Genomic DNA, 20,797 nt, shown 5'->3' with positions numbered 1-20,797 from the left:
CCGCGTCAACCAGTGCAATCCCGGCACTATCGTAGCCGGCGGCACCACCTATGCCATTCCGGCGGGCGGCGTCACCCCGGCCAATGCATCTGCCCTCGTCCCCGGCACCAGCAACCGGTGCGAGCATCTGAGGGACCAGGATCTTATTCCTGTGCAAATCCGTCACAGCGGCTCGCTGGCCTTCCGGCAGGAGCTTGGCGGGGTCACGCTCTCGGGCGACGCCTATTTCTCCGAGCGTCGCTTCCGCTTCAACTCGGCCCAGACCGTCACCTCGATCTTCGTGCCGACCAGCAACCCCTATTTCGTCACCCCGCCGGGCGCGGCCGCCGCCGTTGCCCAGGCCGGCGGTCTGACCGTCAACTACGGCCTGTCCAACGATCTCGGGCCCAATATCACCACCACGGGTTCGGCGCGGAGCTTCGGCGGCAACCTTAAGGCCGATTTTAGCCTAGGCGGCGAATGGCGCGGCGAAGTCCAGGGCTTCTATGGGCGTGACAACAGCGAAGCCCTGCAAAACCGTTTCGATGGTACCCGGCTCAACGCCGCGGTGCGCAGCACGAACCTGCAGACCGCCTTCAATCCGTTCGGTGGACCCGGCACGCCCCAGAGCGTGCTCGACGGGATCAATACCAACCTGTTCTATCCCCAGGGCATCAACGAGCTGAAGCAGTTCCAGGCCAAGATCGATGGCCCGCTGATGACGCTGCCCGGCGGCCAGCTGCGGGTGGCTGTTGGCGCAGAATATATGCATGCCTTCAGCATCTTCGATTTTGACAGCGGGCCGGTCGGCAATGTCGTCAACCGATACGCCCGCAAGAGCCGCAACATCAAGGCCGCCTTCGCCGAAGCCTTCATCCCGCTGGTCGGCTCGAACAATGCCGTATCCGGCATCGAGCGGCTGGAAATCGACATCGCCGGGCGTATCGAGGACTATAGCGACTTCGGCTCGACGGCGAATCCCAAGATCGGCATCAATTATGCGCCGGTTCGCGGCATGACCTTCCGCGGCAGCTACGGCACCTCGTTCCGCGCCCCGCTGCTCAGTGACCTTCAGACGGCAACCGCCGGGCTGTTTGTCCAGAACTATTCGGACCCGACATCGCCCACCGGAAACACGATCGGCCTCGCTCGCTCGGGCGGCAACCCGGACCTGGGACCTGAAAGGGCAACCACCTACAGCTTCGGTCTCGATATCGCGCCGGTTGGCGTGCCTGACCTGACGCTCAGCGCCGGCTTCTTCCACGTCAGCTACAGCAACCAGATTGCCCAGTTCGTGGGCGACCTCAGCATCCTGCAGCGGGAAGCCGTGTTCTCGTCGATCATCACCCGCAACCCCGATCCGGCGTTCATCGCCGGGGAGGTGGCGCGGCTGCCGCTGACCGGCGTGGTCCCCAATCCGCTTCCCCTGTTCATCGATGGCGCCCTGCGCAACCTCGGCAGTTCCATCTCACAGGGCATCGATTTCTCGGGCGACTATACCTTCGATGTCGGACCCGGCCGGCTGCGGCTGCGCGCGGCCGGCACCGTGTTTACGCGCTACGACACGCGCCTCACGCCGCCCGCGCCGACTGTCGATGCGCTGAACACCATCTTCAATCCGCTGAGCTTCCGGGCGCGGACATCGGCGCTGTACAGCACCGACACATTGAACGCTTTCATCGCGCTTAACCATGTCGGCGGCTATCGCAATGATCGCATTGCGCCGGTGGAAAAGGTCAGTTCGTTCACGACCATCGATCTGCACTTCGATTACACGGTCAAGAGCCGGAACGGCCTGGCTAATGGTCTGATGTTCGGCCTCGATGTCACCAACCTGTTCGATCGCGATCCGCCCTTCGTCAACCTAGCCCCCGGCACCAACGGCGGTGGTGGCTTCGATCCGACTGCGGCCAGTGCCCTTGGCCGGCTGGTGTCGTTTACGGTCGGCAAGCGCTTCTGACATCGCGGCCATGCCTGCCAGGTTTCGGCCTGGCAGGCCCTGCCGCGTCAGGCCGGGCCGCGATTGGCCGGGGGGCATCTTGTAGTGTTGAATAAGGAGAGCTCTCTTGCAATTCACCCGACTCAATCCGCTGACCGGTGAGGTCGCTTCGTCGGCGCCGGCGATGAAAGCGGCCGACATGCCGGCCATCGCCGCCGCGGCTGCCGCCGGCTTTGCGGTCTGGGCAGCGCAGGGCCCCAACGCCCGTCGTGCGGTGCTGATGAAGGCCGCCATCGCTCTGGAGGCGAGACGCGATGATTTCGTGGCCGCCATGATGGCGGAGACTGGCTCGACCGCCGGCTGGGCAATGTTCAACCTTGGCCTCTCCGTCAGCATGGTGCGGGAAGCGGCCGCGCTGACCACGCAGATTTCCGGGGAGGTCATCCCGTCCGACAAGCCTGGATGCCTCGCCATGGCCTTGAAGGAGCCGGTCGGCGTGATCCTTGGCATTGCGCCCTGGAACGCACCGATCATTCTGGGCGTACGCGCCATCGCTGTGCCGCTCGCCTGTGGCAATGCGGTTATTCTGAAAGCCAGCGAGATGTGCCCGCGCACCCATGGGCTGATCATTGAGGCCTTTGCCGAGGCCGGTTTTCCAGACGGCGTCGTCAATCTCGTCACCAACGCTCCGGAGGATGCCGGCGATGTTGTCGGCGCGCTCATCGACGCCCCGGAGGTGAAGCGTATCAACTTTACCGGCTCGACCAATGTCGGCCGCATCATTGCCACGCGCGCCGCTGAAAATCTCAAGCCTTGCCTGCTTGAGCTCGGCGGCAAGGCGCCGCTCCTTGTCCTCGCCGATGCCGATCTGGACGAGGCCGTCAAGGCCGCCGCCTTCGGGGCCTTCATGAACCAAGGCCAGATCTGCATGTCGACCGAGCGGATTATCGTCGTCGATGACGTGGCGGACGCCTTTGTCGATCGCTTCGCCGCCAAGGCGCGCGGCATGGCAACGGGCGATCCGCGCGAGGGCAAGACCCCACTGGGCGCGGTCGTCGATCAGAAGACGGTGCTGCATGTCAACGCGTTGATCGAAAACGCCTTGTCGATGGACGCGCGCGTGATCGCCGGCGGCACCGCTGACAATGTGCTGATGCCCGCCACAGTCGTCGACCATGTCACCGCCGACATGATGCTCTATCGGGACGAGAGCTTCGGCCCGGTGGTCGCCATCATTCGTGCGCGCGATGACGACCATGCGGTCGAACTTGCCAATGACAGTCACTATGGCCTGTCGGCGGCGGTGTTCACGCGCGACGTTGCCAATGGCCTGCGCATTGCCAGGCGCATCCGATCCGGCATCTGCCATGTCAACGGACCGACCGTCCATGACGAGGCCCAGATGCCGTTCGGCGGTGTCGGCGCCTCCGGCTATGGCCGGTTTGGCGGGCGCCAGGGCATCGACAGTTTCACGGAAACACGATGGATCACGGTGGAGACCTTGCCCGGCCATTTCCCGATCTGATCGGAGCGGCGATACTTGCGTTGCCCGGCGTTGCTATCTAGCGATTGTCGCTGAAAAAGCCGCAGATGGCAGGTCCGGGGAGCGATCGGAAATGAGAATTTGTATTGCCGGCGCCGGCATTACCGGCTGCGTTGCCGCCATGCTGCTCGCCGAGGCCGGCCATGATGTCATGGTCTATGAAGCAGTGCCCCAGGTGCAACAGCTCGGCGTCGGCATCAACCTGCTGCCGCATGCGATGTCGATCCTGGACCGTCTCGGGCTGGCGACGCTGCTCGAAGGGCTCGGCGTTGCCACCGGGGAACTGGTCTATTTCAACCGCCATGGCCAGAAGATCTGGGGGGAGCCGCGCGGCCGTTTCGCCGGCTATCCGGTGCCGCAGGTCTCGATTCATCGCGGTCGGCTGCAACTCGCCCTGTTCGAAGCGGCGCAGCAGCGGCTTGGCGCCGACCGGCTGCTGACCGGGCATCGGCTGATCGCCGCCGCGCCTGGCCCGCCGGCGTCCGCGACATTCGAGCGCCCTGACGGCCGCCGCATCACCGTCGACGCCGATCTGCTGGTGGCCGCAGACGGTATTCATTCCACGCTTCGCCGGCAGCTTTATCCCGGCGAGGGCTTGCCGCGCTATGGCGGGCGCATCCTCTGGCGCGCGGTCACCCGGGCCAGGCCCTATCTCAGCGGGGCGTCGATGATCATGGCCGGCAACCAGGACTGCAAGTTCGTCTGCTACCCCATCAGCCTGCCCGATGCCGATGGCCTGCAGGTGATCAACTGGATCGCGGAACTGGCCGTCGACCAGATGCCTGGCCGGGAAAACTGGAACAAGGAGGGTCGCAAGAGCGACTTTGCCAGCCATTTCGCCAGCTGGCGCTTCGACTGGCTGGACATTCCGGCGCTTATCGAAGGTGCCGACCAGGTCTTCGAGTTTCCGCTGGTCGACCGTGACCCGCTGCCGGCCTGGTCTTTCGGCGCGATGACATTGCTCGGCGACGCCGCGCATCCGATGTATCCGATCGGCTCGAACGGGGCGTCGCAGGGCATTCTCGATGCCGAAGCTCTAGCCGGGGCGCTTAATGCCTATGCCGAACCGGTGGTCGCGCTCAAGGCCTATGAGGCCGAGCGGCTTCCGGCCACGGCGAGCATCGTGCTCGCCAATCGGGGCAATGGACCGGAACAGTGCATGCAATTGTGTGAGGACCGCGCGCCCGATGGCTTCAGCACCATATCGGAGGTGTTTGCCGAGGGTGAGCTGGAAGCGATCGCCGCGCGCTACAAGGCCGTCGCCGGCTTTTCCAGGGACAAGGTGGCGGCCAGCTCGGCCAGAAGCGCGGCATGATTCCGTTTGGCCAGCCGCCTGTTTTTCGGTTGGACGTCGAGGTCTGCCCGCCGGACGCGCTGGACGCCGACACCGGCGGACCGCTGCGGCTCGTCCGCATCGCCGGTGGCACGGTTACCGGCAGCCTGGAAGGCGAGGTCCTGCCGGGAGGCACGGACTGGCAGACGGTGTCGCCCGATGGCGCGGTCGCCATCGACGCCCGTTATCTTCTCCAGCTTGTCGACGGGACGCGCGTGGAGCTTCAGTCCCGGGGACTCCGCAGCCCCGGCGCCAGCGGTTTCTGGTCGACGATCTGGCTTCGCACCGCCAGCCCGGACCATGCCGCGCTCAACCAGACTCAATATGCGGGCCTCGGCCGCAAGCGCGATCGGACCGTTATCATCGAGGCGTTTGCCTTTCCGCCGATCACCGACTGACGTCGTTACGCCGTCAGCGCATTAAGCGCGGTCACGAACGCCTCACGACAGTCGGGCGGGATCCTTGCCAGCAGGTCTGCCTCGAATTGCCCGGTCACCCGCCGCACCTCGGCCAGCTGTTCCAGCCCTTGAGGGGACAGGCTGATTGCCTGTGACTTGCGGTCGATCGGCTGGCGCCGGATCAGTCCTGCCGTTTCGAGGCGATTGAGCAGCGGCACCATGTTGGCGCGCTGGATATCGAGCAGCCTGCCGATGTCGCTCGATGTCATGTCGGTGCGCTCGGCCACCACCAGCAGCACCGATGCATCGCCGATCCGCAGGCCATGCGGCACCAGCCGCGCGGCCAGCTCCGCCATCATCACATTGGTGGCACGGCGCAACGCATAGCCCGGCAGCTGGGCGAGCGGGTTGGCATCCGGGGCTTCAAGAACAGCCTGATCAGTCACGGCGCACTCCAAAAGCTATTTACCATAGCAATATCGATATGCTATGTTTCATAACAATAACGTTCGACTCCAAGGATATCTCATGTCTCAGCGCCCAGAAGAAGACACTGTCGCCTGCACGGTCGAAAATCGCATCGCCTGGGTGTCCTTCAACCGTCCGGAAAAGCGCAACTGCATGAGCCCGAAACTCAACCGGCAGATGAAGCGCGTTCTGGAAGAGCTGGAGTTCAGGGACGATGTCGGGGTGGTGGTTCTTGTCGGCGAAGGCACGGCCTGGTCCGCCGGCATGGATCTCAAGGAATATTTCCGGGACAATGAGGAAAAGGGCCTTGGCGCCATGCGCCAGGCCCAGCGCGAGGCCTATGGCTGGTGGGAGCGGCTGCGCTGGTTCGAAAAGCCGACAATCGCCATGGTCAATGGCTGGTGTTTTGGTGGCGCCTATGGCCCGCTGTTCGGTTGCGATCTCGCCGTTGCCGCCGAGGACGCCCAGTTCGGTCTGTCGGAAATCAACTGGGGCATCCTGCCCGGCGGCGGCGCCAGCAAAATCATTGTCGAGCTGACCGGCTTCCGCAACGCCATGTATCACGCGATGATGGGCGAGAACATCGATGGCCGAAAGGCCGCCGAATGGGGGCTGGTCAACGAAGCTGTGCCAGCCGACCGGCTGAAGGCGCGGGTCGCCGAAATTGCCGGTGTGCTGCTCGGCAAGAACCCCCATGCGTTGCGATCGACGAAATGGGCGATCCGCCGCGTCCGCGAAATGACCTTCGACAATTCGATGGACTATCTCGTCCGCGCTCAGGAAGCCGCGAATTTCTTCGACAATGACGGCCGCAAGGAGGCGACCCGCCAGTTCATCGACGACAAGGCCTTCAAGCCCGGCCTCGGCGCCTATGACCTCAACAAGGTGCGCGACTGAGCCAATCGGCAGGGGAGGGCATTGCCATGGCCGATACTCTCGATTGCCGGATGATCGAGCGGCTGCTGCGCCCGCGGTCGATCGCCGTGGTGGGTGCCAGTGACAAGCCGGGCGCGCTCGGCGCCTCAGTGCTGGGCAACCTCGATCGCAGCGGCTTCGACGGCGACATCTTCCTCATCAATCCCAATCGTGATCAGATTGGCTCACGGGCGTGCCTGCCTTCGGTCGCCTCGCTGCCTTTTGGGGTCGATGTCGCCGTGCTGGCCATTCCCCGCGCTGGCGTACTCGATGCCATGCGGGGTCTGCTGGGCCGCAAGGTCGGTGCGGCCATCATTTTTGCCGCCGGATTTGCCGAGGAGGGGCCAGCCGGCGCCGCCGATCAGGCCGAGCTGGCACGCATCGCCGCCACCTCCGGCATGGTGATCGAAGGCCCCAATTGCCTCGGCATGGTCAATCACATCGACGGCGTGCCGCTGACCTTCGTCGAGACGCGGATCGTCTCGCCCGATGGTCGCCGCGCCGTCGCCATCGTCTCGCAGTCCGGCGCCATGGCCGCCGTTCTCGGCACCACGCTTCAGGCGCGCGACGTCGCGCTGAGCCTGTCGATATCCACCGGCAATGAAGCGGCCAGTGGCGTCGAGGACTATGTCGACTGGCTGGTCGACGAGCCGCATACCCATGTCATCGCCATGATCGTCGAGCAGTTTCGCCGGCCGCAACGCTTTCTGGCCGCTGCCCGGCGGGCCCATGCCGCCGGCAAGCAGATCGTCCTCCTGCATCCGGGCACATCGAGCGCCGCCCGGGCCTCGGCCGCCACCCATACCGGGGCGATGGCCGGGGACTACAGGCTGATGCGCGCCCAGGTCGAGCGCACCGGCGTGGTGTTCGCCGAGACGCTGGAAGAGCTGGGGGACATCGCCGAAATCCTGGTCCGCTGTGTGCCGCTGGCTGAGCCGTCGCTGGCGGTGCTCGGGGAATCGGGCGCCTTCAAGGCGCTGACCCTCGATCTCGCCGAGACCCTTCGCCTGCCCTTGACCGTGCTGGATGATGCGAATGCTCCGGCACTCAGGGCGGTGCTGCCGCCGTTCGTGCCCGTCAGCAATCCTCTCGATATCACCGCCCAGGGCCTCAGCCAGCCACAGATCTACACCGACACGCTGCGGGCCCTGATCGAGGACGACCGGATCGGCGCCATTATCACCGGTATCATCCAGGGAGATCCGGTCACTTCGCAGATAAAGATCCCGCCCATCCTTGCCGCCATCGAGGCCAAGGTGATCAATAAGCCGCTGATTTTCGCTGGGCTCGATGAGGGGGCCGATATCCAGGCCGCCCATGTCACGGCGTTGCGCGTGGCGGGCATACCCTGGTTTCCGTCGAGCGAGCGGGCCTTTCGGGCCATGGCGCGCCTTTGCCGGCTCGCACAAACCGATCTGACGGACAACGCACCCGCGCCGACGCCGTTGCCGTCATTGGGCCGGCAATCCGGGGTCATTCCCGAATATCGCGCCAAGCAGTTGCTTGCGCCGCTCGGCATTGCCTTTCCCGAGGGCCGCTTTGCCCGATCGCGCGAAGGCGCGCTGGCCGCCGCCGATGTCCTCGGCTTTCCGCTGGCGATGAAGGCACAGGCTGCAGCCCTGTCACACAAGAGCGACGCCGGCGGGGTCATCCTCAACCTGTCGAGCCGGGACGCCGTGGACCGCGCCTGGACGCAGCTGCACGCCAACATCCATGCCCATGATCCGAGCCTCGCCCTCGACGGCGTTCTTGTCGAAAAGATGGGCCGGCGCGGCGTGGAAATGATCGTCGGCGCGCGCAACGATCCGGATTGGGGCCCTGTGGTGCTCGCCGGCTTCGGCGGCGTTACGGCGGAGATTCTTCAGGACGTCTGCCTGATCACCCCCGATCTTGGCGAGAAGGCGATCATCGCAAGGCTGATGACGCTCCAAAGCGCGGCGCTTCTGAACGGCTATCGCGGCGCTCCGGCGCTCGACGTGCCGGCCCTGGCCAGGCTGATCGGCCGCATCGGCGCCCTGCTGCTGGCCGAGCCCCGGCTGCGCGAACTCGATCTCAATCCGGTCATTCTTCATCCCGAAGGCGAGGGCGCGGTCGCGTTGGACGCCCTGATGCTCGTCGATCAACCCATGCCGGAGGTCAGATCATGAAAACGCAGGTCGCGATCATCGGCGCCGGGCCGGCGGGCCTGCTGCTCGGCCATCTGCTGCGCGCCGAGGGCGTCGACTGCGTGGTCCTCGAACGCCAGACCGGCGACTATGTCCTCAGCCGCATCCGCGCCGGCGTCCTCGAGGGCGTGACTGTCGGGTTGATGCGCCGCCTCGGGCTCGATGCGCGGCTGAAGGCCGAGGGACTGGTCGAAGAAGGCTTCAACCTCGCCGATGGCGAGCGCTTGATCCGCATCGACGTCGCCGCCCTCACCGGCAGGACCGTCACTGTCTACGGCCAGACCGAAGTAACAAAAGACCTGATGGACGCCGCTCAGGAACGCCAGCTGCAGGTGATCTACGAGGCCGGCGATGTCGCGCTGCATGATATTGAAAGCGACGCCCCCTTCGTCACGTACAGCCATCAGGGCAACCCGCAACGCCTCGATGCCCGTTTCATCATCGGCTGTGACGGTTTCCATGGCCCCAGCCGCAAGGCGATTCCTGCATCAGCCGTTCGCGAATATGAGCGGGTCTATCCCTTCGGCTGGCTCGGCATTCTCGCCGACGTACCGCCGTGCAACCATGAGCTGATCTATGCCAATCATGCGCGCGGCTTTGCGCTCGCCTCGATGCGCAGCCACACCCGCAGCCGCTATTATGTCGATGTGCCGCTGTCAGAACGGATCGAAGACTGGCCCGACGACCGGATCTGGGACGAGCTGGCCATCCGCCTGGGGCCGGAGGCCGCGGCCGGCATGACGCGCGGCCCCTCCATCGAGAAGTCGATCGCGCCGCTGCGCTCCTATGTCTTCGAGCCGATGCGCCATGGCAGCCTGCTGCTGTGCGGCGACTCGGCGCATATCGTGCCGCCGACCGGCGCCAAGGGGCTCAATCTCGCCGCCAGCGACGTTCACTATGCCGTGGAAGCGCTGGCCGGCTGGTTCCGCCACCATGATGCCGATGCCATCGCCGGTTATTCGGCAAAGGCGCTGGCCCGGGTCTGGAAGAGCGAGCGCTTCTCCTGGTCGCTCACCCGGCTGATGCACCGCTTTCCCGAGGATGGCCCGTTCGAACGCGCCATGCAGGTGGCCGAGCTGGACTATATCGCCTCCAGCCGGGCTGCCCAGACCAGCATCGCCGAAAACTATGTCGGCCTGCCGCTATAGCGCCTCTTGCCAGTAGAGCCGCATCGGATTGTCGACCAGCAGCTTGCGCTGCAGATCGGCATCCGGCGCGATCCGCGGGATCATGTCGACCAGATGCCCGTCATCGGGGATGTTGCTTTCCATATTGGGATGCGGCCAGTCCGTGCCCCAGAGCGCCCGGTCAGGATAGGCACAGACCAGCGGCGCCACGGCTTCGGCAAATGCCGTCCACGGGTCGCCGCCGGGGTCCAGCCGGTCAGGGCAGGTGGCCTTGAACCAGATGTCCTCGCGGCTATCGAGCAGCGTCCGGAAGGCTCGCATGTCCGCCCCGTCCGGCCCCTGCGTCACGTCTGGCCGCCCCATATGGTCGATCACGACCGGCACCGGGATCGCCGCAAGGAACGGCTTGAGTTCCTCCAGTAGGTCGGCCTCGAAATAAACGACCACATGCCAGCCCGGCGGCAGCCGGCGCGCCACCTCGATGAATCGGTCCTTCGGCGCATCGTCGACCAGCCGTTTCAGGAAGTTGAAGCGCACGCCCCGGATGCCGCCGGCGTGCAGCGCCGCCAGTTCTGCGTCCGAAATAGCCGGATCGACCACCGCAACGCCGCGCGCCATGCCCGCCGACCGCGCAATCGCATCGAGCGTCGCGGCATTGTCGGTGCCATGGCAGCTCGCCTGCACGATGACATTGCGGCAAAAGCCGAGATGGTCGCGCAGCGCGAACAGCCTGTCCGACCCGGCATCCTCGGGCAGATATTTGGCTTTCGCACTGAACGGAAACCGCGCCATCGGCCCGAACACATGGCAATGGGCATCGACCGCCCCCGCCGGCGGCACGAAACGTGGCGTCGATGGTGCGCTATGCCAGGAAACAATGCGCTGGCCGGCCGCGTCGCTCATGGAAAAACCTCCCCATCCATCAGCTTGCGTGCCGTCCGCATCAGCCCGGCGCTGCTGACGGCCCCGGCACCATCGAGCTCGAGCACACAGGTCATCTCGCCGGTCGGATGCTCGATGGACAGCCGCTTGCGTGGCCCCGGCGGGATTGCCGCCACCTCGGCGGCCGGCGAGCCCGGGATCAGGCAGGCGGTGGCCACGCTGACCGCGCCGAGCACGCCGAGGCTCGCATGGGCGCGGTGCGGGATGAAGCTGCGCACGCAGATGGCCCCGCCGGCGCGCGGCGGCGCCACCAGCATCATCTTAGGCACGGACTTGTCCCGCACATCGCCCAAGTTCATCCGCTTCCCCACGGCCAGGCGGATCGTCTCCAGTCGCGCTTTCAGGGCGCTGTCACCATCAAGCGCTTCCCGGTCCTCGTAACCGGTGACGCCGATATCCTGTGCCTTCATCACCACGCACGGCATGCCATTGTCGATAAGCGTCACTGGCACGCCGTCGATCACATCCACGGCCCGCCCGCTTGGCAGCAGGGCGCCGCAGGACGAGCCGGCGGTGTCCCGAAACATCAGCGGCACCGGGGCGTGCCGCCCGGGAACCCCGTCGATCGCCGCATCGCCGGCATAGCTGACGATGCCGCCAGGGGTCTGCACGGTCGCCACAGCCACCTGGCCGGTGTTTTCCATGTAGATTGATACGGGGGTCTCGTCGCGCTGGGCCGCTACCAGCCCTCGCTCGATTGCAAAGGGGCCGACGCCGGCCAGGATATTGCCGCAGTTTTGTGCGTCGGACACCAGCGCCTTGTCCACGAACACCTGCAGGAACAGATAATCGATATCGATCCCCGGTCGCGCCGACCGGCTGACGACAGCGACCTTGCTGGTGAGCGGATCGGCGCCGCCCATGCCATCGATCTGGCGCGCATCGGGAGACCCCATAATCCGCAAAAGCAGCGCATCGCGTGCCCCCGCGTCCGTCGGTAGGTGGTCCTTCAGGAAATAGCCGCCTTTGGATGTCCCGCCGCGCATCCACATGCAGCGGATACCCTCAGACATATTTCAGGCGTTCCGCCGCCAGCCGCTCGCGCATCTTGTACATGTCGAGCCCCAGTATGCCGGACGCCAGCTTTGCCCGCTTCTCGCCCTCGTTCGCTTCGCGGGCACGCGCCGCTTCCAGCACCGCCTCCGCATCGGCGCGCAGGACCACGCAGACCCCGTCATCATCTGCTACGATGACATCGCCGGGCTGCACCAGCGCGCCCGCGCAGACTACCGGCACATTGACCGATCCGAGCGTGTTCTTCACCGTGCCCTGCGCAAACACCGCCTTCGACCAGACCGGAAACTGCATCTCGGTCAGGTCGCGGACGTCGCGCACGCCGGCGTCGATCACCAGCCCTCGGCAGCCTCGTGCCTGTGCGGAGGTGGCCAGCAGATCGCCGAAATAGCCGTCCTCGCAGGGGGAGGTGGGGGCCAGCAACAGGAGGTCACCTGCCTGCAGCTGCTCGATCGCGACATGGATCATCCAGTTGTCGCCGGGTGCTGCGCTGATCGTCACCGCCGACCCCGCAATGCGCGCGCCGGCGTAGATCGGGCGCATGTAGCTGGCGAGCAAGCCGGTGCGTCCCTGGGCTTCATGCACGGTCGCCACACCGCACGCCGCCAGCCCGTCTACGACATGCATCGGTGCCCGCTCGACGTCTTGCACGACAATCCCGCTCACCCTGTCCTCCTCAATTCGGCCCGTGCGATCATCTTGCGCCGCGCGCGTCCGGGGATGAAGGCGGAAGTCTGGCGTGGATATAAGATTTTGCTAAGATGACGATCATGGAAATATGGGACTTCAATCTCCGCCATCTGCGCGCCATGGCGATGATCGCCCGGCTCGGCACGATGAGCGCGGCGGCTGAAGCGGTCAATCTCACCCAGCCGGCGATAACCCAGGCCCTTTCCACCATCGAGGACAGGCTCGGAACGGCGCTGTTCGAGCGGCGCCATGACGGCATGTCGCCCACCGCTGTTGCCGCGACGCTGCTGCCCTATGTCGATGCCGCGCTGGATCTGATCGCCAGTCCGGCGGTCACCATGTCGCGCTTCCGCGCCTTTCTGGCGCTGGCCGATGCCGGCAGCTACACCGGCGCCGCGCACGCGATTGGGCTGTCCGCGCCGTCGCTACACCGCGCCGTCAACGACCTCGAGCTGGCCATGGGGCGCAAGCTGGTCAAGCGGCAGGGCAAGCGCGTCGTTCTCACCGCGGCGGGCGCACCGCTGGCCCGATGCTTTCGGCTGGCACGGGTGGAACTCGAGGCCGGGCTGGCCGAGGTGGCGGCGCTGCGCGGCCATGAAACGCGTCGCATCGCCATCGGCGCAATGCCGCTGTCGCGCGCGCGGGTCTTGCCGCAGGCGATCGGGGCTTTTCTGCGTCAGCACCCCGGCGTCGGCATCACCATTGTCGAAGGCTCACGCGCCGAGCTTGTCGAGCCGCTGCGCAACGGCGTGATCGACATGATGATCGGCGCCGAGCGTGATCCGCTGACCGAGCCCGATCTTCGCCAGCAGACGCTGTTCCGGGATGGACTGGTGGTGATGGGACGCAAGGGCCATCCGATGCTCGGGCATGCCGCGCTGTCGGACCTGGCCGTGTTCCCCTGGGTGATTGCGGCGCGAGGCGCGCCGCTGCGCACGATCTGGGAGCAGATGTTCGCCCGTGCCGGATTGCCCGTGCCGCCGGTACGCGTCGAATCCGGCTCGGTCATGATCATCCGCCAGCTGCTGGTGGGAAGCGATTTCCTGACCCTGCTGTCCCGGGATCAGGTCGCCGTGGAGATCGAAGCCGGCTGGCTGGCGCAGGTCGCCGCCCTGCCGGACGATCTCGGACGCACCATCGCCCTCACTTCCCGGGCCGCCTGGCGACCGTCGGCCATTCAGTCGGACTTTCTCGCTGCCCTTTCACAGGCCGCACCGAAGAATTAGCTAATCCTTATCGGCGACGGCCATTTCCGATTTGTCGCGCCGCCGGGCTCCGCGCATCTCAGGCCCATGCAGACGACCCTTGCCCTGATCGGCTATGGTGAAGCCGGATCTACATTCGCGAGGGTCGCCGATTGGGGCGCGGCCGCATCGGGTCATGACCTGCTGCCCGAGCGCCGGGCCTCGCTTGCCGCCGATGGCCTGCGCCCCGCTGCAAACGCCGCCGAGGCGCTGGCTGGCGCCTCGCTGGTGCTATCGCTGGTCACTGCCGACCAGGCTCTTGCCGCCGCACAGGCGAATGCCGGCCTGCTCGCCGAAGAGGCGATATGGTGCGACATGAACTCCGTCGCCCCCGAAACGAAGCGGCGCGCCGCCGCGGTTCTGGCCGCCGCCGGGCATCGCTATGTCGACGTCGCCATCCTGGCCCCGGTCCATCCGGCGCGACTGGCGGTGCCCCTGCTGCTCTCGGGCGAGGCGGCCGACGCGGCGGGCGATCGGCTGCGGGATGCCGGCTTTACCAATGTCCGATCGGTTGGTACCGATATCGGCCAGGCGTCGGCGATCAAGATGATCCGGTCGGTGATGGTCAAGGGCATCGAGGCGCTCACCGCTGAAATGATGCTGGCGGCCGAAGCGGCCGGGGTTGCTGATGAGGTGCTGGCCTCGCTGGATGCCAGCGAGCGGCCGCTGCCCTGGGCCAGGCGGGCGGACTATAATATCGAGCGCATGGTCAGCCATGGCCTTCGCCGCGCCGCCGAGATGGAGGAATCCGTCAAGACCCTGGCGGCCCTCGGGGTCGATCCGCTGATGACCATGGCGACGGTGCGCCGGCAGCGTGCCCAAGCCGGCAGGCCGCTGAAGAGGAGGCCCGCCGCGTGACGCTGGTCATCGATTGCCACGGCCATTACACGACCGCGCCCGAGCCGCATAACCAGTGGCGGGAGGCGCAGCAGGCGGCTTTCCGGTCGGGCGCCCCGGTGCCGCCCTATCCGGATATTTCCGACGATTTGATCCGCGACACGATCGAGAAGAACCAGCTCCGCCTTGTCCGCGAGCGCGGCGCCGACATGACCATCTTCTCGCCGCGGGCCAGCGCCATGGCCCATCATGTCGGCGATCAGGAAGTCAGCCGGGCCTGGGCTTTTCATTGCAACAATCTGATCGCCCGCGTCGTCGCGCTATACCCGGAGACCTTTGTAGGGGTCTGCCAGCTGCCCCAGAGCCCCGGTGCCGATCTCGCCGCCTCGGTCGAGGAGCTGCACCGCTGTGTCGAGCAGCTGGGGTTCATCGGCTGCAACCTCAATCCGGATCCGGGCGGCGGGCATTTCCGCCATCCGCCGCTTACCGATCCCTATTGGTTCCCGATCTACGAGGCGATGTGCGCCCTCGATGTGCCGGCGATGATCCATGTCTCGGGCTCGTGCAATCCCGGCCTGCATGCGACCGGCGCCTATTATATCGCCGCCGACACCATCGCCTTCATGCAGCTGCTGGAAGGCGATCTGTTCGCCCGCTTCCCGACCCTGCGCTTCATCATCCCCCATGGCGGCGGCGCGGTGCCCTATCATTGGGGGCGCTATCGCGGCCTGGCCGACATGCTCGGCAAGCCGGCGCTCGCCAGCCATCTGATGGACAATGTGTACTTCGATACCTGTGTCTATCATCAGCCCGGCATCAATCTGCTCGCCGAGGTCATCGAAACCCGCAACATCCTGTTCGGCAGCGAGATGGTCGGTGCCGTTCGCGGCATCGATCCGCAGACCGGCCATTATTTCGATGACACCAAGCGCTATGTCGATGCGCTCGACATCGGTGATGCGGACCGCCGTGCGATCTTCGAGGGCAATGCCCGCCGCGTCTTCCCGCGCCTCGATGCGCGCCTGAAGGCGAGGGGGCTGTGACCAGCTGGATCACCAATGCCTGGTATGTGGCCGCCTGGGACAGCGAGGTGGATCGCCAGCCGCTCGCCCGCACCATTTGCGGCGTGCCGGTCGCCCTTTATCGCAAGCTCGACCGCACGGTCGTCGCCCTGCGCGATGCCTGTCCGCACCGGCTGCTGCCGCTTTCGATGGGGATCAAGGAGGGCGATTCGGTCCGCTGCCGCTACCATGGGCTCAAACTCAGCGCTCAGGGCATCGCCGAGGAAATGCCGCTCAAGGCCGATGCGCCTAACGCCGGCCTTTGTGTCGAGACCTTCACGACAGCCGAGCGGCATCGGTTCGTCTGGATATGGGTCGGCGACAAGGCGCTGGCCGATCCGGCGCTGATCCCGGACCTGTGGCCGTGTTCGGCGCCGGGCTGGACGTTCGACGGCGGCTATTATCCGATCGGCTGCGATTACCGGCTGGTGATCGACAATCTGATGGATCTGACCCATGAAACCTATGTGCATGCAGGGTCCATCGGCCAGCCCGAACTCATGGAGGCGCCCATCCAGACGTCGGTCGAAGGCGACACCGTCTATGTGAAGCGCTGGATGCCGGGCATCGAGGCGCCGCCGTTCTGGCGCGACGCCCTCAAGCGCGATGGTCCGGTGGACCGTTGGCAGGTATGCCAGTTCGTGGCGCCGGCCGCTGTGATCATCGACGTCGGCGTCTCCCCGGTCGAAGCCGGCGACACCCTCGACAGCCATGATCACGGCGTTCGCGGCTTCGTCATCGATTTCATGACGCCCCGAACCGAAACCAGCACCCATTATTTCTGGGGCATGGCGCGCAACTTCGATATCGACGACCTCGGCTTCACGGTGCGCTTCAAGGCCCAGCAGGCGCGCGTCTTTGCCCAGGATGTCGAGGTGCTGGAGGCCCAGCAGAAGTCGATAGATGCCAACCCCGATCTGCGGCTGGCCGCGTTCAACATCGACCAGGGCGGCGTGCGCACCCGTCAGCTGATTGCGCGCAAGATCGGAGCGTCCGCACGATGACCCGGGACATCCATGCCTATCTGGCCCAGTTCGAGGATATCCCTGGTACCCGGGTCTTCACCGCGGCGCGCGCCCGCCAGGGCTATTGGCTCAACCAGTTCGCGATGAGCCTGATGAAGCCGGAAAACCGCGAGCGCTGGAAGGCCGACGAGCGCGACTATCTGGAGGCGTGGAAGCTGACCGACGCGCAGAAAGCGGCCGTGCTGGTCCGCGACTACAACCAGATGCTCGATCTCGGCGGCAACATCTATTTCCTGTCGAAAATCTTCGCCACTGATGGCATCAGCTTCGCCGAAGCGGTGTCGACGATGACCGACATGAGTTTTGCCGAGTATCGCGCGATGATGAACGCCGGCGGCCGCTCGCCGGATGGCAATCGTTCGATCAGGGAGGGCCGCTGAGATGGCGCGCATCACCGCCGGTGTCGGCTCCAGCCATGTGCCGCTGCTCGGGGTCGCCGTCGACCAGGGCAAGACCGGCGACGATTATTTCGGCCCGATCTTCGCGGGCTATGAATGGACCCGGCAATGGCAGGCCACCGAGAAGCCGGACGTGGTGATACTGGTCTACAACGACCATGCCTCGGCCTTCGACGCCCGCATCATCCCGACCTTCGCCATCGGCTGCGGCGACCATTATCGCCCGGCAGACGAGGGCTGGGGGCCACGCCCGGTGCCGGACGTGGAGGGCCATGCTGATCTCGGCTGGCACATCGCCCAGAGCCTGATCCTCGACGATTTCGACATGACCATCATCAACGAGATGGATGTCGACCATGGCCTCACCGTGCCGCTGTCGATGATGTTCGGCACGGCCGAACGCTGGCCGGTCAAGGTCGTGCCGATCATCGTTAATGTCGTCACCTATCCGGTGCCCTCGGGTAACCGCTGCTGGGCGCTGGGCGAGGCGATCGCCCGCGCCGTCCGCAGCTTTCCGGAAGACCTGAATGTGCAGATCTGGGGCACCGGCGGCATGAGCCACCAACTTCAGGGTGCCCGTGCCGGGCTGATCAACCCCGCATGGGACAATAATTTTCTCGATGGCATGATCGGGGAAAGCGACCGGCTGCGGCACGTCCCCCATATCGAATATCTGCGCGAGACCGGCAGCGAAGGCATCGAGATGGTGATGTGGCTGATCATGCGCGGTGCCTTGGGCGCTCGAACACGCTGCCTGCATCGTCACTATCATGTCCCGTGCAGCAACACCGCCATCGGTCACATCGTACTGGAGCCCCTGGAATGAGAATTGCCCTTGCCGGAGCCGGCGCCTTTGGCGAAAAGCACCTTGACGCGCTGAAGCTGATCGACGGCGTCGAGATCGTCTCGATCATCAGCCGCACCGAGGAACAGGCCGCGGCCGTCGCGAAAAAATACGGTGCTTCGCATAGCAGCACCGATCTCGCCGAGGCACTCGCCAGAGACGATGTCGATGCGGTCATCCTCTGCACGCCGACCCAGCTTCATGCCCGACAGGCGATAGCCTGCATGCAGGCCGGCAAGCACGTCCAGGTCGAGATCCCGCTCGCCGACAGCTGGGACGATGCGCGGGCCGTGCTGAAAACGCAGCAGGAAACCGGTCTGGTCTGCATGGTCGGGCACACGCGGCGGTTCAATCCGTCGCACCAGTTCGTCCACAACCGCATCCGCGCCGGCGAATTCGCCGTCCAGCAGATGGACGTGCAGACCTATTTCTTCCGCCGCCGCAACATGAACGCCAAGGGCCAGCCGCGTAGCTGGACCGACCATCTGCTCTGGCATCACGCGGCCCACACCATCGATCTGTTCGCTTATCAAGCCGGCCGCATCGTCGCCGCCAACGCCATGCAGGGGCCGAAGCACCCGGAGCTCGGCATCGCCATGGACATGTCGATCCAGCTCAAGAGCGAAACCGGCGCGCTCTGCACCCTGTCCCTGTCTTTCAACAACGAGGGGCCGCTCGGTACCTTCTTCCGTTACATCGGCGACACCGCCACCTATATCGCCCGCTACGACGATCTGGTGAACGGCAGCGAGGAGCCGGTCGACGTGACGCAGGTCGCCGTATCGATGAACGGCATCGAACTTCAGGACCGGGAGTTCGTCTCGGCGATCCGCGAGGGGCGGATGCCGAACAGCGCCGTCGCCGACGTGATGGACTGCTACCGAGTCATCGGCGATCTGGCCGCATCGCTGGACCAGCAGGACGGCTGGTCCTGAATCATCGGGCGTGGCTTCGTCACGCAATTCTTGCATGACCGGCATAATCCTGCATGTGCCTGAAAAATATCGCCCGTATGGCTTTCAGTTCTCAGATTATGCCGGCCGTCGTGGTGGAGCAGAGGGGGATCGAACCCCTGACCTCAGCAGTGCGATTGCTGCGCTCTCCCATCTGAGCTACTGCCCCACACGCGACGGAAGGCGGCCCCATTAGCCCGCTTCCGCACGCCGTGCAACGTCGGATTCACCTGATGTCGAGTGTGGATGCCCCGCGAGGATTCGAACCTCGATAAACGGAATCAGAATCCGGTGTCTTACCATTAGACGACGGGGCAATACCGGCAGGCCAGAGCCTTCGGACCGGCGAGCGAATAGGCATGGTCGGCGGCAGTGTCAACATCGCGCTGCGTCCATCCCGCTATTTGCCCTTTTGCCCTAGGCGGGTTAGCTTGTCCGCAGGTTCCGGCACACATGCCTTGTGCCGGTGAAGACAGGAAGAATGCGGATGTCGGCAGAGGCCGATCCATTGGTGTCGTTGCGAGGACAGGGGAGCCCTGTGCCTGTCGCCCCGCCCCTGCCTGAGCGCGCGCCGATGCGATCCCCGGCCCGACCCCAGCAGCGTCGCGGTCGTACCTATGGCGCGCTCGATCTCGGCACCAACAACTGCCGCCTGTTGATCGCCCGGCCGTCTCCCGAAGGCTTTGTCGTCGTCGACGCCTATTCCCGTGTCGTCCGGCTGGGGGAGGGGCTGATGGAATCGGGCCGCCTGTCCGACGCCGCGATGGACCGCGCCGTCGCCGCGCTCGCCGCCTGTGCCGACAAGCTGGCCCGCCGCGACGTCCGCCTCACCCGCAACGTCGCTACCGAAGCCTGCCGGCGCGCCGCCAATGGCCCCCGCTTTGTCGACCGCGTCTATGCCGAAACCGGCATCGCCCTCGATGTCGTCAGCGCCGCCGAGGAGGCCCGGCTGGCGGTGATGGGCTGCCATACGCTGATCGACTGCGACGGCCCGCCGGCGCTGGTCTTCGATATCGGCGGTGGCTCCAGCGAGCTGATGCTGGTCGAGCCGAAGTCCGGCAATTGCAACGATCCCCGCATTCTCGAATGGATCAGCCTGCCCTGGGGCGTCGTCAGCCTCGCCGAGACAGAGCCGGTGGCGATGGCCGAGGGGGAGCGCAGCGCCGCTTATGCCCGAATGCTGGCGCAGGTCGCGCCGATGCTCGATCAGTTCGCTATCCGCGTTGCAGCGCGCGGCGTTACCGAGGTCCAGCTGCTCGGCACCTCGGGCACCATCACCACGCTGGCCAGCGTCGAGCTCGGGTTGCCCGGTTATGATCGCCGCCGCGTCGATGGCTGTGCCATCGCTACCGGCCCGCTGCTGGCGCTGTGCCGCGCCATCGCCAGCCAGAGCGTCGACGAGCGCGCCCGCATCGCCTGCATCGGTCCGGACCGTGCCGAGCTGATCGTCGCCGGCTGCGCCATTCTCGATGCGATCCTCCAGCGCTGGCCCGGCAGTCGCGATCACAACGATGATGGCGGCAGCGGCGGCAGCCTCGTCCGCGTCGCCGATCGCGGCATCCGCGAGGGCATTTTGCGAACGCTGATGACGCGTGACGGCACCTGGATCGGCGCATGACCACATCCCCAGGCGCCGGAGGCCCGAGCGGATCGGGCAGCGGCCGGTCGCGCGGCGGCAAGGTCCGCGTCAAGACTGCCAAGCGCCGGACCACCTCGTCCAACCGCTGGCTGGAGCGCCAGCTCAACGATCCCTATGTCGCCGCCGCCAAGGCGGCTGGCTACCGCAGCCGCGCCGCCTTCAAGCTGAAGGAACTGGACCAGCAGTTCTCGCTGTTGGGCCAGGTCGAGCGCGTGCTCGATCTCGGCGCCGCGCCCGGTGGCTGGTGCCAGATCGTCAAGGAGCGCCGGCCCCGCGCCCGCGT

General features: G+C 65.8%; 20 protein-coding genes and 2 tRNA genes. 16 read left to right on the top strand and 6 right to left on the bottom strand.

What is annotated here, in order from left to right:
• The 4 genes from ACTIFJ_RS07760 to ACTIFJ_RS07745 form a co-directional block, all read left to right on the top strand.
• A partial coding sequence (locus ACTIFJ_RS07760; RefSeq protein WP_439533525.1) for a TonB-dependent receptor occupies nucleotides 1-1,939 on the top strand: 1,939 nt, incomplete at its 5' end.
• 106 nt (nucleotides 1,940-2,045) lie between these two features.
• Entirely contained in the window at nucleotides 2,046-3,443 is a 1,398-nt protein-coding gene (locus ACTIFJ_RS07755; RefSeq protein WP_439533524.1) for an aldehyde dehydrogenase, read from the top strand.
• A gap of 91 nt (nucleotides 3,444-3,534) precedes the next feature.
• Nucleotides 3,535-4,776, top strand: a complete 1,242-nt coding sequence (locus tag ACTIFJ_RS07750; protein WP_439533523.1) for a flavin-dependent oxidoreductase — start codon at nucleotides 3,535-3,537, stop codon at nucleotides 4,774-4,776.
• Between the two features lie 29 nt (nucleotides 4,777-4,805).
• On the top strand, nucleotides 4,806-5,192 hold the full coding sequence (locus tag ACTIFJ_RS07745; protein WP_439533522.1) for a DUF3237 domain-containing protein: 387 nt from the start codon (nucleotides 4,806-4,808) through the stop codon (nucleotides 5,190-5,192).
• 5 nt (nucleotides 5,193-5,197) lie between these two features.
• On the opposite strand, the gene ACTIFJ_RS07740 is transcribed toward ACTIFJ_RS07745, so the two are convergent.
• Nucleotides 5,198-5,638 carry a MarR family winged helix-turn-helix transcriptional regulator gene (locus ACTIFJ_RS07740; protein WP_439533521.1) on the bottom strand — a complete coding sequence of 147 codons (441 nt, stop codon included), beginning with the start codon at nucleotides 5,636-5,638 and terminating at the stop codon, nucleotides 5,198-5,200.
• Between the two features lie 82 nt (nucleotides 5,639-5,720).
• On the opposite strand from ACTIFJ_RS07740, the gene ACTIFJ_RS07735 reads away from it, so the two are divergent.
• The 3 genes from ACTIFJ_RS07735 to pobA are packed head-to-tail and all read left to right on the top strand — an operon-like array spanning nucleotide 5,721 to nucleotide 9,888.
• Nucleotides 5,721-6,557 (top strand): p-hydroxycinnamoyl CoA hydratase/lyase, encoded by an 837-nt coding sequence (locus ACTIFJ_RS07735; RefSeq protein WP_439533520.1) that lies wholly within the window; start codon nucleotides 5,721-5,723, stop codon nucleotides 6,555-6,557.
• A 26-nt stretch (nucleotides 6,558-6,583) separates the two neighbouring features.
• Entirely contained in the window at nucleotides 6,584-8,722 is a 2,139-nt protein-coding gene (locus tag ACTIFJ_RS07730) for an acetate--CoA ligase family protein (RefSeq protein ID WP_439533519.1), read from the top strand.
• Nucleotides 8,719-9,888 carry a 4-hydroxybenzoate 3-monooxygenase gene (gene pobA, locus ACTIFJ_RS07725; protein WP_439533518.1) on the top strand — a complete coding sequence of 390 codons (1,170 nt, stop codon included), beginning with the start codon at nucleotides 8,719-8,721 and terminating at the stop codon, nucleotides 9,886-9,888. The genes ACTIFJ_RS07730 and pobA overlap by 4 nt, the downstream gene beginning before the upstream one ends.
• Here the strand turns inward: pobA and ACTIFJ_RS07720 are convergent.
• From ACTIFJ_RS07720 to ligK, 3 genes are read right to left on the bottom strand one after another with little or no spacing between them, the layout of a single operon-like run.
• Nucleotides 9,883-10,770 (bottom strand): amidohydrolase family protein, encoded by an 888-nt coding sequence (locus ACTIFJ_RS07720; RefSeq protein ID WP_439533517.1) that lies wholly within the window; start codon nucleotides 10,768-10,770, stop codon nucleotides 9,883-9,885. The genes pobA and ACTIFJ_RS07720 overlap by 6 nt on opposite strands.
• Nucleotides 10,767-11,822, bottom strand: a complete 1,056-nt coding sequence (locus tag ACTIFJ_RS07715; RefSeq protein WP_439533516.1) for a 4-oxalomesaconate tautomerase — start codon at nucleotides 11,820-11,822, stop codon at nucleotides 10,767-10,769. The genes ACTIFJ_RS07720 and ACTIFJ_RS07715 overlap by 4 nt, the downstream gene beginning before the upstream one ends.
• Entirely contained in the window at nucleotides 11,815-12,489 is a 675-nt protein-coding gene (gene ligK / locus ACTIFJ_RS07710; protein ID WP_439533515.1) for a 4-carboxy-4-hydroxy-2-oxoadipate aldolase/oxaloacetate decarboxylase, read from the bottom strand. Before ligK ends, ACTIFJ_RS07715 begins: the two co-directional genes overlap by 8 nt.
• Before the next feature lie 104 nt (nucleotides 12,490-12,593).
• On the opposite strand from ligK, the gene ACTIFJ_RS07705 reads away from it, so the two are divergent.
• The 7 genes from ACTIFJ_RS07705 (at nucleotide 12,594) to ACTIFJ_RS07675 (ending at nucleotide 18,857) form a co-directional block, all read left to right on the top strand.
• Nucleotides 12,594-13,739 (top strand): LysR family transcriptional regulator, encoded by a 1,146-nt coding sequence (locus ACTIFJ_RS07705; RefSeq protein ID WP_439533540.1) that lies wholly within the window; start codon nucleotides 12,594-12,596, stop codon nucleotides 13,737-13,739.
• 66 nt (nucleotides 13,740-13,805) lie between these two features.
• Nucleotides 13,806-14,615 carry a DUF1932 domain-containing protein gene (locus ACTIFJ_RS07700; protein ID WP_439533514.1) on the top strand — a complete coding sequence of 270 codons (810 nt, stop codon included), beginning with the start codon at nucleotides 13,806-13,808 and terminating at the stop codon, nucleotides 14,613-14,615.
• Nucleotides 14,612-15,637 (top strand): amidohydrolase family protein, encoded by a 1,026-nt coding sequence (locus ACTIFJ_RS07695; protein WP_439533513.1) that lies wholly within the window; start codon nucleotides 14,612-14,614, stop codon nucleotides 15,635-15,637. The genes ACTIFJ_RS07700 and ACTIFJ_RS07695 overlap by 4 nt, the downstream gene beginning before the upstream one ends.
• Nucleotides 15,634-16,659, top strand: coding sequence for a Rieske 2Fe-2S domain-containing protein (locus ACTIFJ_RS07690; protein ID WP_439533512.1), 1,026 nt, complete (start codon nucleotides 15,634-15,636; stop codon nucleotides 16,657-16,659). The genes ACTIFJ_RS07695 and ACTIFJ_RS07690 overlap by 4 nt, the downstream gene beginning before the upstream one ends.
• On the top strand, nucleotides 16,656-17,060 hold the full coding sequence (gene ligA, locus ACTIFJ_RS07685; protein WP_439533511.1) for a protocatechuate 4,5-dioxygenase subunit alpha: 405 nt from the start codon (nucleotides 16,656-16,658) through the stop codon (nucleotides 17,058-17,060). Before ACTIFJ_RS07690 ends, ligA begins: the two co-directional genes overlap by 4 nt.
• A gap of 1 nt (nucleotide 17,061) precedes the next feature.
• Nucleotides 17,062-17,904 (top strand): class III extradiol dioxygenase subunit beta, encoded by an 843-nt coding sequence (locus tag ACTIFJ_RS07680; protein WP_439533510.1) that lies wholly within the window; start codon nucleotides 17,062-17,064, stop codon nucleotides 17,902-17,904.
• Nucleotides 17,901-18,857 (top strand): Gfo/Idh/MocA family oxidoreductase, encoded by a 957-nt coding sequence (locus tag ACTIFJ_RS07675; RefSeq protein WP_439533509.1) that lies wholly within the window; start codon nucleotides 17,901-17,903, stop codon nucleotides 18,855-18,857. Before ACTIFJ_RS07680 ends, ACTIFJ_RS07675 begins: the two co-directional genes overlap by 4 nt.
• Nucleotides 18,858-18,968: 111 nt before the next feature.
• Here ACTIFJ_RS07675 and ACTIFJ_RS07670 read toward each other — a convergent pair.
• A tRNA-Ala gene (locus ACTIFJ_RS07670) sits at nucleotides 18,969-19,044 on the bottom strand.
• Between the two features lie 74 nt (nucleotides 19,045-19,118).
• Nucleotides 19,119-19,192: transfer RNA gene (locus ACTIFJ_RS07665), tRNA-Gln, on the bottom strand.
• 257 nt (nucleotides 19,193-19,449) lie between these two features.
• On the opposite strand from ACTIFJ_RS07665, the gene ACTIFJ_RS07660 reads away from it, so the two are divergent.
• Entirely contained in the window at nucleotides 19,450-20,493 is a 1,044-nt protein-coding gene (locus tag ACTIFJ_RS07660) for a Ppx/GppA phosphatase family protein (protein WP_439533508.1), read from the top strand.
• Nucleotides 20,490-20,797, top strand: a 308-nt coding sequence (locus tag ACTIFJ_RS07655; protein WP_439533507.1) for an SAM-dependent methyltransferase, incomplete at its 3' end; no start/stop codon positions are given. The genes ACTIFJ_RS07660 and ACTIFJ_RS07655, both read left to right, overlap by 4 nt.

It is taken from the genome of Polymorphobacter sp. (genome assembly GCF_051860865.1).
Taxonomy (GTDB): Bacteria; Pseudomonadota; Alphaproteobacteria; order Sphingomonadales; family Sphingomonadaceae; genus Sandarakinorhabdus.
Note: the sequence above shows the minus strand (reverse complement) of the source record. Positions and strands in the feature narration are given on the sequence as shown.

Bases quoted from the DNA above. Each gene is read 5' to 3' on its own strand.
- ACTIFJ_RS07750 (WP_439533523.1), top strand. From the start codon at position 3,535: ATGAGAATTTGTATTGCCGGCGCCGGCATTACCGGCTGCGTTGCCGCC.
- ACTIFJ_RS07735 (WP_439533520.1), top strand. From the start codon at position 5,721: ATGTCTCAGCGCCCAGAAGAAGACACTGTCGCCTGCACGGTCGAAAAT.
- ACTIFJ_RS07730 (WP_439533519.1), top strand. From the start codon at position 6,584: ATGGCCGATACTCTCGATTGCCGGATGATCGAGCGGCTGCTGCGCCCG.
- pobA (WP_439533518.1), top strand. From the start codon at position 8,719: ATGAAAACGCAGGTCGCGATCATCGGCGCCGGGCCGGCGGGCCTGCTG.
- ACTIFJ_RS07720 (WP_439533517.1), bottom strand. From the start codon at position 10,770: ATGAGCGACGCGGCCGGCCAGCGCATTGTTTCCTGGCATAGCGCACCA.
- ACTIFJ_RS07715 (WP_439533516.1), bottom strand. From the start codon at position 11,822: ATGTCTGAGGGTATCCGCTGCATGTGGATGCGCGGCGGGACATCCAAA.
- ACTIFJ_RS07705 (WP_439533540.1), top strand. From the start codon at position 12,594: ATGGAAATATGGGACTTCAATCTCCGCCATCTGCGCGCCATGGCGATG.
- ACTIFJ_RS07700 (WP_439533514.1), top strand. From the start codon at position 13,806: ATGCAGACGACCCTTGCCCTGATCGGCTATGGTGAAGCCGGATCTACA.
- ligA (WP_439533511.1), top strand. From the start codon at position 16,656: ATGACCCGGGACATCCATGCCTATCTGGCCCAGTTCGAGGATATCCCT.
- ACTIFJ_RS07680 (WP_439533510.1), top strand. From the start codon at position 17,062: ATGGCGCGCATCACCGCCGGTGTCGGCTCCAGCCATGTGCCGCTGCTC.
- ACTIFJ_RS07675 (WP_439533509.1), top strand. From the start codon at position 17,901: ATGAGAATTGCCCTTGCCGGAGCCGGCGCCTTTGGCGAAAAGCACCTT.
- ACTIFJ_RS07660 (WP_439533508.1), top strand. From the start codon at position 19,450: ATGCGATCCCCGGCCCGACCCCAGCAGCGTCGCGGTCGTACCTATGGC.